18 protein-coding genes are annotated in these 15,965 nt (G+C 43.0%); all 18 read left to right on the plus strand.

The features are described 5' to 3' along the window. Positions 1-81 precede the first annotated feature (81 nt). Positions 82-282: a F0F1 ATP synthase subunit C gene (locus tag ACESR9_RS02455; RefSeq protein WP_003006433.1), complete on the plus strand. Its 201-nt coding sequence runs from the start codon at positions 82-84 to the stop codon at positions 280-282. 33 nt (positions 283-315) lie between these two features. Continuing rightward, complete coding sequence (atpB, locus tag ACESR9_RS02460; RefSeq protein WP_024055550.1) at positions 316-1,029, plus strand: F0F1 ATP synthase subunit A; 714 nt, start codon at positions 316-318, stop codon at positions 1,027-1,029. Positions 1,030-1,048: 19 nt separating this feature from the next. Continuing rightward, positions 1,049-1,543, plus strand: coding sequence for a F0F1 ATP synthase subunit B (gene atpF, locus ACESR9_RS02465; RefSeq protein WP_003006439.1), 495 nt, complete (start codon positions 1,049-1,051; stop codon positions 1,541-1,543). After that, entirely contained in the window at positions 1,543-2,079 is a 537-nt protein-coding gene (locus ACESR9_RS02470; RefSeq protein WP_049483899.1) for a F0F1 ATP synthase subunit delta, read from the plus strand. The genes atpF and ACESR9_RS02470 overlap by 1 nt, the downstream gene beginning before the upstream one ends. Positions 2,080-2,094: 15 nt before the next feature. Next, the gene (atpA, locus tag ACESR9_RS02475; RefSeq protein WP_003006447.1) at positions 2,095-3,600 is read left to right on the plus strand and encodes a F0F1 ATP synthase subunit alpha; all 1,506 of its coding nucleotides are present in this window, start codon (positions 2,095-2,097) and stop codon (positions 3,598-3,600) included. 15 nt (positions 3,601-3,615) lie between these two features. Next, positions 3,616-4,497, plus strand: a complete 882-nt coding sequence (locus ACESR9_RS02480) for a F0F1 ATP synthase subunit gamma (protein WP_003006449.1) — start codon at positions 3,616-3,618, stop codon at positions 4,495-4,497. An 85-nt stretch (positions 4,498-4,582) separates the two neighbouring features. After that, complete coding sequence (atpD, locus tag ACESR9_RS02485) at positions 4,583-5,989, plus strand: F0F1 ATP synthase subunit beta (protein WP_013903321.1); 1,407 nt, start codon at positions 4,583-4,585, stop codon at positions 5,987-5,989. A gap of 13 nt (positions 5,990-6,002) precedes the next feature. After that, positions 6,003-6,422, plus strand: a complete 420-nt coding sequence (locus tag ACESR9_RS02490; protein ID WP_201089832.1) for a F0F1 ATP synthase subunit epsilon — start codon at positions 6,003-6,005, stop codon at positions 6,420-6,422. Between the two features lie 98 nt (positions 6,423-6,520). Then, positions 6,521-6,751, plus strand: a complete 231-nt coding sequence (locus ACESR9_RS02495) for a DUF1146 family protein (protein ID WP_013903322.1) — start codon at positions 6,521-6,523, stop codon at positions 6,749-6,751. 66 nt (positions 6,752-6,817) lie between these two features. After that, on the plus strand, positions 6,818-8,101 hold the full coding sequence (murA, locus tag ACESR9_RS02500; RefSeq protein WP_023917703.1) for a UDP-N-acetylglucosamine 1-carboxyvinyltransferase: 1,284 nt from the start codon (positions 6,818-6,820) through the stop codon (positions 8,099-8,101). Further along, on the plus strand, positions 8,091-8,279 hold the full coding sequence (locus ACESR9_RS02505; protein WP_024056063.1) for a DNA-directed RNA polymerase subunit beta: 189 nt from the start codon (positions 8,091-8,093) through the stop codon (positions 8,277-8,279). The genes murA and ACESR9_RS02505 overlap by 11 nt, the downstream gene beginning before the upstream one ends. A gap of 82 nt (positions 8,280-8,361) precedes the next feature. Then, a complete protein-coding gene (locus tag ACESR9_RS02510; protein WP_373105383.1) occupies positions 8,362-9,201 on the plus strand; it encodes a DNA/RNA non-specific endonuclease in 840 nt (279 codons plus the stop codon). 81 nt (positions 9,202-9,282) lie between these two features. After that, positions 9,283-10,005, plus strand: a complete 723-nt coding sequence (locus ACESR9_RS02515) for a M57 family metalloprotease (protein ID WP_118095714.1) — start codon at positions 9,283-9,285, stop codon at positions 10,003-10,005. Between the two features lie 103 nt (positions 10,006-10,108). Further along, complete coding sequence (locus ACESR9_RS02520) at positions 10,109-12,016, plus strand: ABC-F family ATP-binding cassette domain-containing protein (RefSeq protein WP_373105387.1); 1,908 nt, start codon at positions 10,109-10,111, stop codon at positions 12,014-12,016. A 205-nt stretch (positions 12,017-12,221) separates the two neighbouring features. Continuing rightward, the gene (locus ACESR9_RS02525) at positions 12,222-12,578 is read left to right on the plus strand and encodes a hypothetical protein (protein WP_003006477.1); all 357 of its coding nucleotides are present in this window, start codon (positions 12,222-12,224) and stop codon (positions 12,576-12,578) included. A gap of 4 nt (positions 12,579-12,582) precedes the next feature. Then, positions 12,583-13,455 (plus strand): XRE/MutR family transcriptional regulator, encoded by an 873-nt coding sequence (locus ACESR9_RS02530; protein WP_373105390.1) that lies wholly within the window; start codon positions 12,583-12,585, stop codon positions 13,453-13,455. Positions 13,456-13,480: 25 nt separating this feature from the next. Next, positions 13,481-14,659, plus strand: a complete 1,179-nt coding sequence (locus ACESR9_RS02535) for an MFS transporter (RefSeq protein WP_373105392.1) — start codon at positions 13,481-13,483, stop codon at positions 14,657-14,659. Between the two features lie 109 nt (positions 14,660-14,768). Further along, positions 14,769-15,956, plus strand: coding sequence for an MFS transporter (locus ACESR9_RS02540; protein WP_315377934.1), 1,188 nt, complete (start codon positions 14,769-14,771; stop codon positions 15,954-15,956). Positions 15,957-15,965 lie beyond the last annotated feature (9 nt).

Here is a 15,965-nt window from a genome sequence, read left to right on the forward strand (position 1 = left end):
TTACTTTTATAGGAAATATTTGACTATTATATCTTTTAGGAGTAAACTAAGGAGGTAAAATTTATAAAAGGAGAATTCATCATGAATTTAACATTTTTAGGTCTTTGTTTAGCCTGTTTTGGTGTATCACTGGCAGAAGGTTTGATGATGAGTAGCTTATTGAAATCTGCGTCTCGTCAACCAGAAATTATCGGTCAATTGCGTAGCCTCTTGATTCTTGGTGTTGCCTTTGTCGAAGGTACTTTCTTCGTAACCTTGGTTATGGCCTTTATTATCAAATAGACGCTTCTATTTTAGAAAAGGAGGTGTCAAACCTTGGAAGAAAGTATCAATCCAACGATTACTCTTGGACCTGTATCTTTTAATTTGACCCTACTTGCTATGACCCTGATTTCTGTTTTCGCCGTTTTTGGCTTCATTTATTGGGCCAGTCGAAAAATGTCGATCCGACCAAAAGGCAAACAAAATGTGCTGGAATACGCATATGACTTTGTCGTAGGCTTCACCAAAGGAAATATTGGGGAACATTACATAAAGGACTATTCCTTGTTCTTGTTTGTTCTTTTCCTCTTTCTTTTAGTAGCCAATAACATTGGATTGATGGCTAAAATCGAAACGACCAATGGTTACAATTTGTGGACATCACCAACCGCTAACCTGGGTTATGACTTTGCCTTTTCATTTTTGATCACCTTAATCGCCCATGTAGAAGGAATTCGCAGACGTGGTGTGAAGGAATATTTAAAGGCTTTTGTGACACCCGGATTTATGACCCCCATGAATATTTTGGAAGAATTAACGAACTTTGCCTCCTTGGCACTTCGGATCTTCGGAAATATCTTTGCGGGTGAGGTACTAGCAAGCTTGCTTGTGACTTTGTCGCATCAAGCTGTTTATTGGTATCCATTTGCCTTTATTGGAAGCATGGCGTGGACAGCGTTTTCGATTTTCATTTCATGTATCCAAGCCTATGTGTTTACCATGTTGTCATCAATCTATATTGGTAAGAAAATTAATGGTGAAGAGTAAGTAGAGGAGGAGTAGAAGAATGCATGTATCAATGAGTGAAATTATTGGTAACTTTATTCTCATTGCTGGTTCCTTCCTATTATTAATCTTTTTAATAAAGAAATTTGCATGGAACAATATCAATGGAATTTTAGAAGCGCGTGCCAAAAAGATTACAGATGATATTGATGGAGCAGAATCAGCTCGTCAAAAAGCTGAGGAACTAGCAAGTAAACGTGAAGAAGAGTTGGCAGGTAGCCGCAAAGAAGCTGCGTCTATCGTCGAAAATGCAAAGGAAACTGCAGAAAAGAACAAATCTCAGATCCTTTCAGAAGCCACTCAAGAAGCAGTACGTTTGAAAGAAAAAGCGCAACAAGAAATTGCGCATAACAAAGAAGAAGCATTGAACAGTATCAAAGGCGATGTGGCAGATCTCACTGTCAATCTTGCCGGCAAATTGTTGAGTCAACAGCTGGATGCTGAAGGTCAACGCCAACTGATCGATCGCTATCTTGATGAATTAGGAGAAGCCTAATGGACAAAAAGCAACTGATGGTGATTGAGAAATATACCCAGCCTTTTGTTCAATTGGTCTTTGAAAAAGGAGAACAAGATCTAGTCTTTGAAAAATTGACCCAAATCAAGGCTATTTTTGAAGAGACTGGACTTGCTAACTTCTTAGCTCATATCGGTGTAGAGGATGAAGAGAAAGCAAAAAGTCTAAGACTTTTTCAACCCTCTGATTCACAATTACTCGACCATTTGATTGAAGTGGTTATTCTCAATCATCGTGAAGCCTTATTTTATGACATTGTAACGATTTGTTTGGATCAGATTCAACTGTTGAGCAACGCTTTTGTCGTCACTGTTACGACGGTTGCTGGTTTGGATCCTGTTCAAGAGCAAAAGCTAATCCCCATTATCGAAAGAAAATTTGGGATTCAAGTTCGCTCGATCCAACAAAAGATCGATCCAGATTTAATTGGTGGCTTTGTCGTGACAGCCAATCATAAAACGTTGGATACCAGTCTCAAACACCAATTGCAAGTTATAAAATCTAAATTGAAATAGAAAGTGGTGTGAATTTTGGCGATTAACGCACAAGAAATCAGCGCTTTAATTAAGCAACAAATTGAAAATTTCAAGCCAAACTTTGACGTCACTGAGACAGGTGTTGTAACCTACATTGGTGACGGGATTGCCCGTGCTCATGGTCTTGAAAATGCCATGAGTGGTGAGTTGTTGATCTTTGAAAATGGCTCATACGGGATGGCCCAAAACTTAGAGACAACGGATGTCGGTATCATCATCTTGGGTGATTTCACGGATATTCGTGAAGGAGACTCTGTCCGTCGTACAGGTAAAATCATGGAAGTCCCTGCAGGGGATGCCTTGATTGGTCGTGTTGTCAACCCACTTGGCCAACCAGTAGATGGTTTGGGTGAGATTGTGACAGATAAATTCCGTCCAGTCGAAACACCAGCTCCTGGTGTTATGCAACGGAAATCTGTCTCAGAACCCCTACAAACTGGTTTGAAAGCCATTGATGCCCTTGTTCCAATCGGACGTGGTCAACGGGAATTGATCATCGGGGACCGTCAAACAGGGAAAACTTCGATTGCCATCGATACGATCTTGAACCAAAAGGGTCAAGACATGATCTGTATCTATGTGGCGATTGGTCAAAAAGAATCAACAGTTCGTACGCAAGTAGAAACTCTTCGTAAATACGGAGCCATGGATTATACGATTGTGGTAACCGCTTCGGCTTCTCAACCGTCTCCATTGCTTTACTTGGCACCTTATGCCGGTGTTGCCATGGCAGAAGAGTTCATGTATAACGGTAAACACGTTTTGATCGTCTATGATGATTTGTCAAAACAAGCCGTAGCCTACCGTGAATTGTCCCTTCTTCTTCGTCGTCCACCAGGACGTGAAGCCTTCCCAGGGGATGTCTTCTATCTCCACAGCCGTTTGTTGGAACGTTCAGCTAAAGTTTCAGATGAATTGGGTGGTGGCTCTATTACAGCCCTTCCAATCATTGAAACCCAAGCAGGAGATATTTCTGCTTATATCGCAACCAACGTGATTTCGATCACAGATGGACAAATCTTCTTGCAAGATAGTTTGTTCAATGCTGGTATTCGTCCAGCCATTGATGCAGGTTCTTCTGTATCCCGTGTAGGGGGAGCTGCCCAAATCAAGGCTATGAAGAAAGTTGCAGGTACCCTTCGTATCGACCTTGCTTCATACCGTGAATTGGAAGCCTTCACGAAATTTGGTAGTGACCTGGATGCTGCGACTCAAGCGAAATTGAACCGTGGTCGCCGAACAGTTGAAGTCTTGAAACAACCCGTTCATGAACCATTAACAGTTGAAAAACAAGTCGTGATCTTGTATGCCTTGACTCATGGTTTCTTAGATAGTGTTCCAGTAGACGACATTCTTCGTTTCCAAGAAGAGTTGTTTGATTACTTTGAAGCACATTATAACCAAATCTTTGAGACGATTCGTTCGACACATGATCTTCCAGCAGAAGAAGAACTGGATGCAGCCCTTACAGAATTTGTCAACCAGTCAAATTTCAAATAGAAATAGGAGTGGAAGATGGCAGTTTCATTAAATGATATAAAAAATAAAATTGCATCCACTAAAAATACCAGTCAAATTACCAATGCCATGCAGATGGTGTCTGCTGCTAAACTTGGGAAATCTGAGCAAGCAGCCAAGGATTTTCAGGTTTATGCCGCTAAGGTACGTAAGTTACTAACTGACTTGCTCCATGGACATGAAACTGAGAATGCCAAGTTCCATCCTATGTTGGTGAGTCGGCCGGTAAAAAAGACAGCTTATATCGTGATTACATCCGATCGTGGTTTGGTCGGAGGTTACAATGCCTCCATCCTTAAAACCATGATGGAAATGAAGGCTGAATACCATCCAACTGGAGATGACTTTGAAGTGATCTGTATTGGAAGTGTCGGTGCGGATTTCTTCCGTGCCCGTGGGATTCAGCCGGTTTATGAATTGCGTGGTTTGCCTGATCATCCTAGCTTTAAGGAAGTTCGCAAGATCATTTCGAAAACAGTCCAAATGTATCAGGAAGGCTTGTTTGATGAGTTGTACGTCTGTTACAACCACCACGTCAACAGTTTGACGAGTCAAATGCGGGTGGAACAAATGCTTCCAATTATTGATTTGGACCCAAATGAAGCGGATGAGGACTATGTATTGAATCTAGAATTGGAATCTAGTCGAGATGCCATCTTGGATCAATTGCTTCCTCAATTTGCTGAAAGCATGATCTATGGTGCCATTATTGATGCTAAAACAGCTGAAAATGCTGCTGGGATGATGGCCATGCAAACTGCAACAGACAATGCCAAGAAAGTCATTGATGAATTAACGATTCAATACAACCGTGCTCGTCAAGCAGCGATTACACAAGAAATTACTGAAATCGTTGCTGGTGCTAGCGCCCTTGAATAGTTGTCGGATACAATTTTATATACAAAAACAGATGCTCGAAAGAGAACTTTTGAGCAGTAGAAATTACTTAGAATAGGAGAATGACATGAGTTTAGGCAAAATTTCTCAGGTCGTAGGTCCCGTCGTAGACGTTGCCTTTTCCGTTGGAGATAAACTTCCTGAGATCAATAATGCGCTTGTAGTCTATAAAAATGACCAACAAAAATCAAAAGTCGTTCTTGAAGTAGCTTTGGAACTTGGTGATGGGGTCGTACGGACCATCGCCATGGAATCAACCGATGGTTTAACACGTGGAATGGAAGTCTTGGACACAGGTCGTCCAATCTCTGTTCCAGTCGGAAAAGAAACCTTGGGACGTGTCTTCAATGTTCTTGGAGATACCATTGACTTGGATCAACCTTTTGCTGAGGATGCTCCTCGTGACTCCATCCACAAAAAAGCTCCATCCTTTGACGAGCTCTCTACTTCAGAAGAAATTCTTGAAACAGGGATCAAGGTCATTGACCTCTTAGCCCCTTATTTGAAAGGTGGGAAGGTCGGACTCTTCGGTGGTGCCGGAGTTGGGAAGACTGTCTTGATTCAAGAATTAATCCATAATATTGCCCAAGAACACGGTGGTATTTCTGTATTTACCGGTGTTGGGGAACGGACACGTGAAGGGAATGACCTTTATTGGGAAATGAAAGAATCTGGCGTTATTGAAAAAACAGCCATGGTCTTTGGACAAATGAATGAGCCACCTGGAGCACGGATGCGTGTTGCTTTGACTGGTTTGACCATTGCGGAATACTTCCGTGATGTCGAAGGTCAGGACGTTCTCTTGTTTATCGACAATATCTTCCGTTTCACCCAAGCCGGATCTGAAGTATCAGCCCTTTTGGGACGGATGCCTTCAGCCGTTGGTTACCAACCTACTTTGGCAACTGAAATGGGTCAATTGCAAGAACGGATTACGTCAACGAAGAAAGGTTCTGTTACTTCCATCCAAGCCATCTATGTGCCAGCCGATGACTATACAGACCCAGCGCCAGCAACCGCCTTTGCCCACTTGGATTCAACAACCAACTTGGAACGTAAATTGGTACAATTGGGAATCTACCCTGCGGTGGACCCATTGGCATCAAGCTCACGTGCCCTTTCTCCAGAAATCGTAGGAGAAGAACACTATGCAGTAGCTTCTGAGGTCAAACGCGTCCTTCAACGTTACCATGAATTGCAAGATATCATTGCGATCTTAGGGATGGATGAATTGTCTGACGAAGAAAAGACCTTGGTTGCTCGTGCTCGCCGGATCCAATTCTTCTTGTCACAAAACTTCAACGTTGCGGAACAATTTACCGGTCAACCTGGTTCATACGTACCGGTTGCAGAAACTGTTCGTGGTTTTAAAGAAATCTTGGACGGAAAATATGACCATCTTCCTGAAGATGCCTTCCGTGGTGTTGGATCGATCGAAGATGTGATTGCCAAAGCTGAAAAAATGGGATTCTAAGAAGAGGTGAAAGATGAGTCAAATGAACGTCCAAATCGTTACACCGGATGGACTGGTTTATGATCATCATGCCGCATTTGTATCTGTCAAGACAATTGATGGTGAATTAGGGATTTTACCTCATCATATCAATACCATTGCGGTTTTGGCTGTAGACCAAGTAAAGGTTCGTCGTGTCGACGATGACAAACATATTGATTGGATTGCAGTCAATGGGGGGATTATCGAAGTAGCAGGTAATGTCATTACCATTGTTGCCGATTCTGCCGAACGTGCTCGAGATATCGACATTAGTCGTGCAGAACGTGCCAAACTGCGAGCTGAAAAAGCGATTGAAGAAGCCAAAGATCAGCATTCGGTTGATATGGAACGTCGTGCTAAAATTGCTCTTCAACGCGCCATTAACCGGATTAATGTCGGAAATCGTTTATAACATATTAAAAAATAAGGTAGAGGTCTTGTCCTCGCCTTATTTTTGTTGAGTGAGAATCAAAAGAAGAAAGTGAGAATCAAATATGGTATAATAGCTGTATGATCCAAATGATTTTTAACTTTTCAAGCCATTTATTGTTTATCTTTTTTGCCTATTACCTATTGTTGAACCTAGTTCAATGGGAAAAGTTTTTAAAAGTAAGTACTGAAAATGCTGTTAAAATCCGTTTTTTGATCTTGATGCTCAGCATTGGAATCGGCTATCTAGCCAGCTCATTTTTTATCAGCGTGTATGAGATGAGTCGGCAGATTTTTATTGGCCAATTCTAGCCACATTTTATCAAAAATATGGTATGATAGAAGTCGTGACTTTAAGAAATTGGAGAACAATCCCGTATGGAAAAAATAATCGTTAATGGTGGAAATAATCGACTAGTTGGAACTGTCAAAATCGAAGGAGCAAAAAACGCTGTCCTTCCGCTTCTTGCTGCAACAGTCCTTGCAAGTGAGGGCGTGACGACCTTAAAAAACGTCCCTGTTTTATCAGATGTCTTCACAATGAACAATGTCGTTCGTGGCTTGAATGCACAAGTGACCTTCAATGAAGAAGAAAATACGGTTGTCGTAGATGCGCAAGAAAAATTATCAGAGGAAGCGCCTTATAAGTATGTGAGCAAGATGCGGGCCTCTATCGTTGTCTTGGGTCCTGTCTTGGCACGCAATGGCCATGCTAAAGTTTCCATGCCTGGAGGCTGTACGATCGGTAGTCGTCCAATAGACCTCCATCTCAAAGGTCTGGAAGCCATGGGGGCTGAAATTACACAAACGGCCGGCTATATTGAAGCGAAAGCAGATCGTCTCAAGGGAGCACATATCTATATGGACTTCCCATCAGTAGGGGCGACACAAAATATTATGATGGCCGCAACCTTGGCTGATGGAGTCACCGTGATTGAAAATGCTGCGCGGGAACCTGAGATTGTCGACCTAGCTCTTTTGCTCAACAAAATGGGAGCTACTGTCAAGGGGGCAGGAACTGAGACCTTAACCATCGTCGGTGTGGAGAGCTTGCACGGGGCAGACCACAATGTTGTACAAGACCGCATCGAAGCTGGAACCTTTATGATTGGGGCAGCTATGACCGGTGGAGATGTCTTGATCGAAGATGCCATTTGGGAACACAACCGTCCGTTGCTGTCTAAGATGCAGGAGATGGGAGTGACGGTAACCGAAGAAGAAAATGGAATTCGGATTCAATCGGATATCAGTAAGCTCCGTCCAGTGACCGTTAAAACCCTTCCATATCCAGGATTCCCAACCGATATGCAGGCTCAATTTACAGCCTTGATGGCCATGGCTAAAGGTGAGTCCACCATGATTGAAACTGTTTTTGAGAATCGCTTCCAGCACTTAGAAGAGATGCGTCGAATGGGCGTTCACTCAGATATTATGCGGGATACAGCTCGTATCGTAGGAGGTGAAAGCTTCCAAGGTGCAGAGGTCATGTCGACCGATTTGCGTGCGAGTGCAACGCTTGTCTTGATGGGCTTAGTGGCAGAAGGAGAAACAAAGGTCAGCAAATTAAGTCACTTAGATCGTGGTTATTATCAATTCCATGAGAAATTGGTGGCACTAGGTGCAGACGTGAAACGTGTAGAGGAAGAAGACGATGAAAACTAATCTTCGCTATGTTGGAAAACAGCTAGGAATTGTCCTCCTGTTGGCTGTGATTGCCATCATCATTTTTGCAGTTGGTTTGGTCATTGGCTATGGAGTGATTGGCGATGGAAAGAATCCATGGTCCATTCTCTCTCCGGATACCTGGTCAGAAATCATTGGGAAGCTAACCGGCAAATAAGATTTAAATAACATTGAGTAAAAAGGAGAGCAGCGAATCGAGTCAGTGACCCATCTAGCGCTGCTCTTTTTTGGAGAGAGGCATGACAAAACAAACAGTAAGCAAACGAACCAAACAAACCCTAGCAGGTTTTGTGGTGGCAACAGCCCTAGCAATCGGGGGCTATTATTTTAATCAACCGACGATAAAAGAAGCGACGGATCAGGTTGTTTCCGTGGTGACCAGTAGCCAAGAGGAAACACCCAGTAAAGAGTTAGCTAGCTCGGTACTAACGAAATCTGCTCGTTCACAATTGGGAAATGACATAGAATGGAACGGAGCTGGAGCCTTTGTCGTTAAGGGCAATCGAACAGATTTGGATGCCAGTGTGGCTAGTCAACCCTATGCGGATAACAAGACAAAAGAAGTCAATGGAAAGACCGTACCGACAGTTGCCAATGCCATCATGACTAAGGCGACTCGTCAGTACAGAGATCGCGATGCAACAGGAAGTGGCCTAACCGATTGGAAACCTGCTGGTTGGCATCAGGTTCATAATCTGTCAGGCGAGTACGACCATGCTGTGGATCGGGGTCATCTATTGGGTTACGCCTTGATCGGCAATCTCAAAGGCTTTGACGCTTCTACTAGCAATCCCAAAAATATCGCCGTGCAAACGGCTTGGTCCAATCAAGCCAATGATCCTCATTCCACTGGTCAAAACTACTATGAGACCCTGGTTCGAAAAGCCTTAGATAAGAACAAGCGGGTCCGCTATCGGGTCACTTTGATCTACAATCAGCCGGAAGATCTGATTCCTTTAGGTTCTCACATCGAAGCCAAATCGAGTGACGGGACTCTTGAGTTCAATGTCTTTGTTCCCAATGTTCAAAGTGGAATGAGCCTGGATTACCAGACAGGAAAAGTAACCATCCATCAATAAGCAAAAAAGCAGGTTTATTTAAGTTATTTTTAAGCATGGAGTGTTACAATTGCATACCTTCTTTAAGAGAAAGGAGAATGTATGAGAACTATTTTTCGGTTTTTCAGAGGAATCCTTCGCATGGCTTGGAGTCTCTTTTGGGGATTTTTCTGGACCATTGCCATCAGTTTTCTCGTCCTAGTGGGGATCATCTATTTTACAGATTCTCCTAGTTCTGGTATGGATGGAGTTGGGCGAGCTGCCCAAAAGGTTGTTTATCAAGTCGGCAATTTATTTGGAGATCAGGGTTTTGCATCGCGCTTTGGGATGACGTCTAGCTCACAGACCACGCAGACGGACAATCATGAGCATAGCGGTGCTCGCTGGGAAAAAGCGGAAGCCACGGTCTACCTGGATCCCAATATCAGTCAAACTTTTGTAAAAGCTTATCGGGATGCTATTGAGGCTTGGAACCAAACAGGAGCCTTTACCTTCAAGTTGGTTACAAATGAAAAAGAGGCTAATGTGGTCTTGACGGAAATGGATAACGCATCGGTTTCTGCTGCAGGAGAGACTGCCTCTCAGACTAACCTTTTAACCAACCGATTCACCCACATCACAGTGCGTCTCAATCGCCATTATCTTTTAAATTATGTCTATAACTATAGTTATGATCGAATTGTCAATACAGCTGAGCATGAGCTAGGCCATGCGATTGGGCTGGACCACACTGATGGAGAATCGGTCATGCAACCGGCTGGCTCCTTCTACAGTATCCAGGATACAGATGTGGAAGCAGTCCGACAATTGTACAAGGAAGAATAAAATACAATTTATCATTGAAAAGTTCTGGGCCCCAAGGGCTCAGGATTTTTTTGATGGCTCGTCTTTCCTTGTTTAATATGAAAAAAGATAGTAAAATAAGGACATGATTATTTTACAAGCCAACAAAATTGAACGCTCTTTTGCAGGGGAGGTTCTTTTTGATAATATCAGCCTGCAAGTGGATGAACGAGACCGGATTGCCCTGGTCGGAAAGAACGGAGCAGGTAAGTCTACGCTCTTGAAAATCTTGGTGGGGGAAGAAGAACCAACTTCTGGGGAAATCAATAAAAAGCGCGACCTTTCCCTCTCCTATCTAGCCCAGGATAGCCGCTTTGAGTCGTCCAATACCATCTACGATGAGATGCTCCATGTCTTTGACGACCTCCGTAAAACGGAGAAAACTTTGCGGCAGATGGAGCTTGAGATGGGGGAAAAAACTGGGGCTGACTTAGAAAAACTCATGCAGGACTATGACCGTCTCTCGGAAGAATTCCGTCAGGCAGGTGGCTTCACCTATGAAGCAGATATCCGCGCGATTCTCAATGGCTTTAAGTTCGATGAGTCCATGTGGCAGATGAAGATTGAAGAGCTATCAGGAGGGCAAAATACCCGTCTAGCTCTGGCCAAGATGCTTCTAGAAAAACCAAATCTCTTGGTACTGGACGAGCCGACCAACCACTTGGATATTGAGACCATCGCCTGGTTGGAAAACTATCTGGTCAATTATAGCGGAGCCCTTCTCATTGTCAGCCACGACCGGTATTTCCTAGATAAGGTCGCAACCATTACCTTGGATTTGACCAAGCATTCCTTGGACCGCTATGTCGGCAATTACTCCAGCTTTGTCGAGCAAAAAGAGCAAAAGCTTCTGACCGAAGCCAAGAACTACGAGAAACAACAAAAAGAAATAGCTGCTCTCAAAGACTTTGTTAATCGCAATTTGGTGCGGGCCTCAACCACCAAGCGGGCCCAGTCTCGTCGCAAGCAGTTGGAAAAAATGGAGCGCCTAGACAAGCCCGAAGCTGGGACCAAGTCTGCCCATATGACCTTCCATTCTGATAAGGCCTCTGGTAATGTCGTTTTGACAGTAGAAGAGGCAGCTGTCGGCTATGACGATCAAATCCTGTCCGAGCCGATCAATCTGGATATCCGTAAGATGAATGCGGTCGCTATTGTCGGACCAAATGGGATCGGGAAATCTACTCTTATCAAGTCTATTGTCGGGCAGATTCCTTTCATCAAGGGGGAAGCCCGTTTTGGGGCCAATGTCGAGGTGGGCTACTATGACCAGACCCAAAGTAAACTAACCCCTCACAACAGTGTCTTGGATGAGCTCTGGAATGACTTTAAACTGACACCAGAAGTAGAAATTCGCAATCGCCTAGGAGCCTTTCTTTTCTCAGGCGATGATGTAAAGAAAACTGTCGGCATGCTGTCGGGTGGAGAGCGGGCGCGTTTACTCTTGGCAAAGCTGTCCATGGAAAATAACAATTTCTTGATTCTCGATGAGCCAACCAACCACTTGGATATCGATAGCAAGGAAGTGCTGGAAAATGCCTTGATTGATTTTGATGGGACCTTGCTCTTTGTCAGCCACGACCGTTACTTTATCAATCGGGTGGCTACACAAGTCTTGGAACTCTCAGAAGAGGGCTCAACTCTTTATCTAGGAGATTATGATTATTATCTGGAGAAAAAAGCTGAGTTAGAGGCTCTTGCAACAGCACAAGCAGAAGCTGTGCCTGTTTCTTCTACGGAGGAAGTCACCAGCAATGAATATCACTTGCAGAAGCAAAACCAGAAGGAACTCCGGAAAATCACTCGTCGTATTGAGCAATTGGAAGCGGAGATGGAAGAGCTGGATCAAAAAATCCAAGACATCACCGAAACTATGCATAGCACCAATGATGCAGCCGACTTGGTTCAACTTCAGAGCGAGCTGGATCAACTAACTGTCCAGCAGGAAGCGGTCATGGAAGAGTGGGCAGAACTGTCAGAGCAGGTGGAATAGATGGAAGATCTTGGAAAAGTTTTTCGTGAATTTCGAATTAATAAGAATTACACGTTGAAAGAAGTTGCGGGCCACTGACGTTTGCGAACTCATGGAGAGCCAGTAGCAAATCGACCAGCTGACCGCCGCCCAAGAAGAAGCCATGCTAGAATGGGAAGCACTAGCGCAGTAAGTATAGTTTTCTAATTTGTATAAGGAGAACATAATGGCTACTGAAAATGATTGGTTTATGAAGCAGGTTAAAGGTGTAGCCAACATGATTGGTACAACTTTGCGCCTACAGATTCAAAATTTAGATTTGGGGCAGTATGAGGATGAGGAAGGAAGACTCATCAACGGGGCTCACTATCTTCAGCAAGTTCTAGAAGAGCAGCGCTTTGCAGAGGCCATTTCTTTTGTTGAAGAGCAGATGAAACGCCTACCTCTTCATCAGTATGATTTATTGGTTGATTGGCTGATTTCCTACTTAAGACAATTAGATGTTTCCGTGAAAGAAGATCAAGGATTCTACGAAGGGTACTTGCAAGAGTTAGAAAGGCACTTAAAGGAATTTAAGTGGTAATCAAATGGAAGATTTAGGAAAAGTTTTTCGTGAATTTCGAATCAGTAAAAATTATTCATTGAAAGAAGCTGCAGGAGAAGCTTGCTCGACCTCCCAGTTATCCCGTTTTGAATTGGGGGAGTCGGATCTGGCTGCTTCGCGCTTCTTTGACATTTTGGACAATATCCATGTGACGATAGAGAATTTTATGGATAAGGCCAGAAATTTTCAACACCATGAGCATGTCGCTTTGATGGCCCAGTTGGTTCCTCTTTATTACGCCAATGATATTGCAGGTTTTCAAAAGCTTCAAGAAGAGGAACTTGAAAAGGCTAAACATTCGACCAATCCCCTCTATTTTGAATTGAACTGGATCCTGCTACAAGGCCTGATTTGCCAGAGAGATGCCAGTTATACCATGAAGCAGCGTGATCTAGACAAGGTGGCAGATTACCTCTTTCAAACGGAAGAGTGGACCATGTATGAATTGATCCTCTTTGGCAATCTCTATAGCTTTTATGATGTGGACTATGTCACACGGCTTGGGAGAGAAGTGATGGAGCGGGAAGATTTCTACAAAGAAATTGGTCGCCATCGCAAACTGGTCTTGATTCTGGCTCTGAATTGCTACCAGCATTGTTTAGAACACCGTTCTTTTGAAAATGCTAGCTATTTTGAAGCTTATGTAGAAAAGATTATCGGGAAGAGTATCAAGCTCTACGAACGCAATATCTTTCATTATCTCAAGGGATTTGCCCTCTATCAGAAGGGGCAAACAGAAGAAGGGCGGCAGCAAATGCAGGAAGCCATGCATATTTTTGACGTGCTAGGACTTCCAGAGCAGGTGGCCTATTATCAAGAACACTTTGATAAATTTGTAATAAATGAATATTCATAAATAGGAGAGAGATAAAGGAGATTTTATGAACCGACATGCGGTCCAATTAATTAGTCGTGGAGCTATTAACAAAATTGGAAATATGCTCTATGACTATGGGAACAGTGTCTGGCTGGCCTCGATGGGGACTATAGGAAAGACGGTATTAGGGATCTATCAGATTTCTGAGTTAGTGACAGGGATTCTCGTGAATCCTTTTGGAGGAGTGATTTCAGACCGTTTTTCTCGTCGCAAGATTTTGATGACGACCGACTTGGTTTGTGGACTCCTTTGTTTGGCGATTTCTTTTATCACAAATGATAGCTTGATGATTGCGGCTCTTATTTTTGCCAATATTGTTCAGGCCATTGCCTTTGGTTTTTCTCGACCTGCCAATAAAGCTATTATCACAGAGGTTGTTGAGAAAGATGAGATTGTGACCTATAATGCTCACTTGGAGTTGGTCTTACAGGTTGTTAGTGTCAGTTCACCTGTTTTTTCTTTCCTAGTTCTACAATTTGCCAGTCTTCATGCGACCCTCTTACTGGATGCGCTGACCTTTTTCATTGCCTTTGTTCTAGTGGCTTTCCTTCCGAAAGAAGAAGCTAAGGTGCAAGAGAGGAAACAGTTTACCGGGAAAGATATTTTTTCTGATATCAAGGATGGGTTAGACTATATCTGGCATCAGAAAGAGATTTTCTTTCTCTTATTAGTGGCTTCTAGCGTCAATTTCTTTTTTGCGGCTTTTGAGTTTTTACTTCCCTTCTCGAATCGTCTATACGGGGTTAAAGGAGCTTATGCGACCATTTTAACGCTGGGAGCTATTGGATCTATTCTAGGAGCGCTTGTTGCCAATAAAATGAAATCAAGTATGAAAATTCTCCTGTTTTTACTGATCATGGCAGGGGTCGGAGTGTTCATAATGGGCTTGCCCCTTCCGCCTTATCTTTCCTTTTCAGGAAATTTGGTCTGTGAATTTTTTGTGACCATTTTCGACATCCACGTTTTTACCCAAGTACAAACCAAGGTGGAAGATGATTATCTAGGTAGAGTATTGAGCACAATTTATACCTTGGCTGTTCTCTTTATGCCCATCGCCAAAGGGTTGATGACTTGGTTGCCAAGCGTCCGTATGGAATCATTTCTCTTGATTGGAGCTGGGGTTATTCTCTTTTCACTCTTGGCTCAGCTAGTAGCTAAGCAGCTTCAATCAAAAGAACAGTAGGGATCCTTTGATAAATTTGTAAACTATTATTTTTCCCAAATAGGGGACAAAATGAAAACCTCTTTCATGAACTGATACAATAGTTTCAGAAAATGAAGGAGGTTTTTTTATGAATCGACATGCAGTCCAATTAATTGCTCGTGGAGCTATCGATAAAATAGGGAATATGCTCTATGATTATGGGAATAGTGTTTGGCTGGCCTCAATGGGTACGGTGGGAAAGACGGTGTTAGGGATTTATCAAATTTCGGAGTTGGTGACAGCGATACTAGCTAATCCATTTGGTGGCGTGATCTCAGATCGTTTTTCCCGTCGCAAGATTTTGATGACGACCGACTTGGTTTGTGGCCTCCTTTGTTTGGGAATTTCTTTTATTACAAATGATAGCTTGATGATTGCAGCCCTGATTGTTGCCAATATTGTCCAGGCCATAGCCTTTGCTTTTTCACGACCTGCTAATAAAGCCATTATCACAGAATTTGTAGAAAAAGATGAGATTGTGATCTATAATGCCCACTTGGAGTTGGTCCTACAGGTTGTAAGTGTCAGCTCTCCTGTGTTCTCTTTCCTTGTTTTACAATTTGCCAGTCTCCATGCGACCCTCTTACTGGATGCCCTGACTTTTTTTATCGCCTTCGTTCTGGTGGCATTCCTTCCGAAAGAAGAAGCCAAAGCTCAAGAGAAGAAGCCTTTTACGGGAAAAGATATTTTTTCGGATATGAAAGATGGACTAAACTACATCTGGCATCAAAAAGAAATTTTCTTTCTCTTATTAGTAGCTTCCAGCATGAATTTCTTTTTTGCAGCCTTTGAATTTTTGCTTCCTTTTTCCAATCGCCTTTACGGGGTCAAAGGAGCCTATGCGACCATCTTAACCATGGGTGCTATTGGCTCTATCATCGGAGCCTTGATCGCTAATAAATTTAAATCAAGCATGAAGGCGCTTCTCTTCTTATTGATTTTAACAGGAGTGGGAGTGCTTATGATGGGCTTGCCTCTTCCGCCTCTTCTTTCCTTTTCTGGAAATTTGGTCTGTGAACTCTTTATGACGATTTTTAACATTCACTTTTTTACCCAAGTTCAAACCAAGGTAGAAGGAGACTATCTGGGCCGGGTCTTAAGCACGATTTTTACCCTAGCCATTCTCTTTATGCCCGTAGCTAAAGGATTGATGACCTGGTTGCCAAGTGTCCGTATGGAATCATTTCTCTTGATTGGAGCTGGTGTCATTCTCTTTTCACTCCTCGCTCAAGTAGTCGCCAAGAAATTACAAGCAAAAGAAGGTACATCAGCATAAAAAAAGCAC

Source organism: Streptococcus parasanguinis (assembly GCF_964238605.1).
Taxonomy (GTDB): Bacteria; Bacillota; Bacilli; order Lactobacillales; family Streptococcaceae; genus Streptococcus; species Streptococcus parasanguinis_AJ.

Coding starts and splice junctions, on each gene's coding strand:
- ACESR9_RS02455 (WP_003006433.1), top strand. CDS start 82: ATGAATTTAACATTTTTAGGTCTTTGTTTAGCCTGTTTTGGTGTATCA.
- atpF (WP_003006439.1), top strand. CDS start 1,049: ATGCATGTATCAATGAGTGAAATTATTGGTAACTTTATTCTCATTGCT.
- ACESR9_RS02470 (WP_049483899.1), top strand. CDS start 1,543: ATGGACAAAAAGCAACTGATGGTGATTGAGAAATATACCCAGCCTTTT.
- ACESR9_RS02480 (WP_003006449.1), top strand. CDS start 3,616: ATGGCAGTTTCATTAAATGATATAAAAAATAAAATTGCATCCACTAAA.
- atpD (WP_013903321.1), top strand. CDS start 4,583: ATGAGTTTAGGCAAAATTTCTCAGGTCGTAGGTCCCGTCGTAGACGTT.
- ACESR9_RS02490 (WP_201089832.1), top strand. CDS start 6,003: ATGAGTCAAATGAACGTCCAAATCGTTACACCGGATGGACTGGTTTAT.
- ACESR9_RS02495 (WP_013903322.1), top strand. CDS start 6,521: ATGATCCAAATGATTTTTAACTTTTCAAGCCATTTATTGTTTATCTTT.
- murA (WP_023917703.1), top strand. CDS start 6,818: ATGGAAAAAATAATCGTTAATGGTGGAAATAATCGACTAGTTGGAACT.
- ACESR9_RS02505 (WP_024056063.1), top strand. CDS start 8,091: ATGAAAACTAATCTTCGCTATGTTGGAAAACAGCTAGGAATTGTCCTC.
- ACESR9_RS02510 (WP_373105383.1), top strand. CDS start 8,362: ATGACAAAACAAACAGTAAGCAAACGAACCAAACAAACCCTAGCAGGT.
- ACESR9_RS02515 (WP_118095714.1), top strand. CDS start 9,283: ATGAGAACTATTTTTCGGTTTTTCAGAGGAATCCTTCGCATGGCTTGG.
- ACESR9_RS02520 (WP_373105387.1), top strand. CDS start 10,109: ATGATTATTTTACAAGCCAACAAAATTGAACGCTCTTTTGCAGGGGAG.
- ACESR9_RS02525 (WP_003006477.1), top strand. CDS start 12,222: ATGGCTACTGAAAATGATTGGTTTATGAAGCAGGTTAAAGGTGTAGCC.
- ACESR9_RS02530 (WP_373105390.1), top strand. CDS start 12,583: ATGGAAGATTTAGGAAAAGTTTTTCGTGAATTTCGAATCAGTAAAAAT.
- ACESR9_RS02535 (WP_373105392.1), top strand. CDS start 13,481: ATGAACCGACATGCGGTCCAATTAATTAGTCGTGGAGCTATTAACAAA.
- ACESR9_RS02540 (WP_315377934.1), top strand. CDS start 14,769: ATGAATCGACATGCAGTCCAATTAATTGCTCGTGGAGCTATCGATAAA.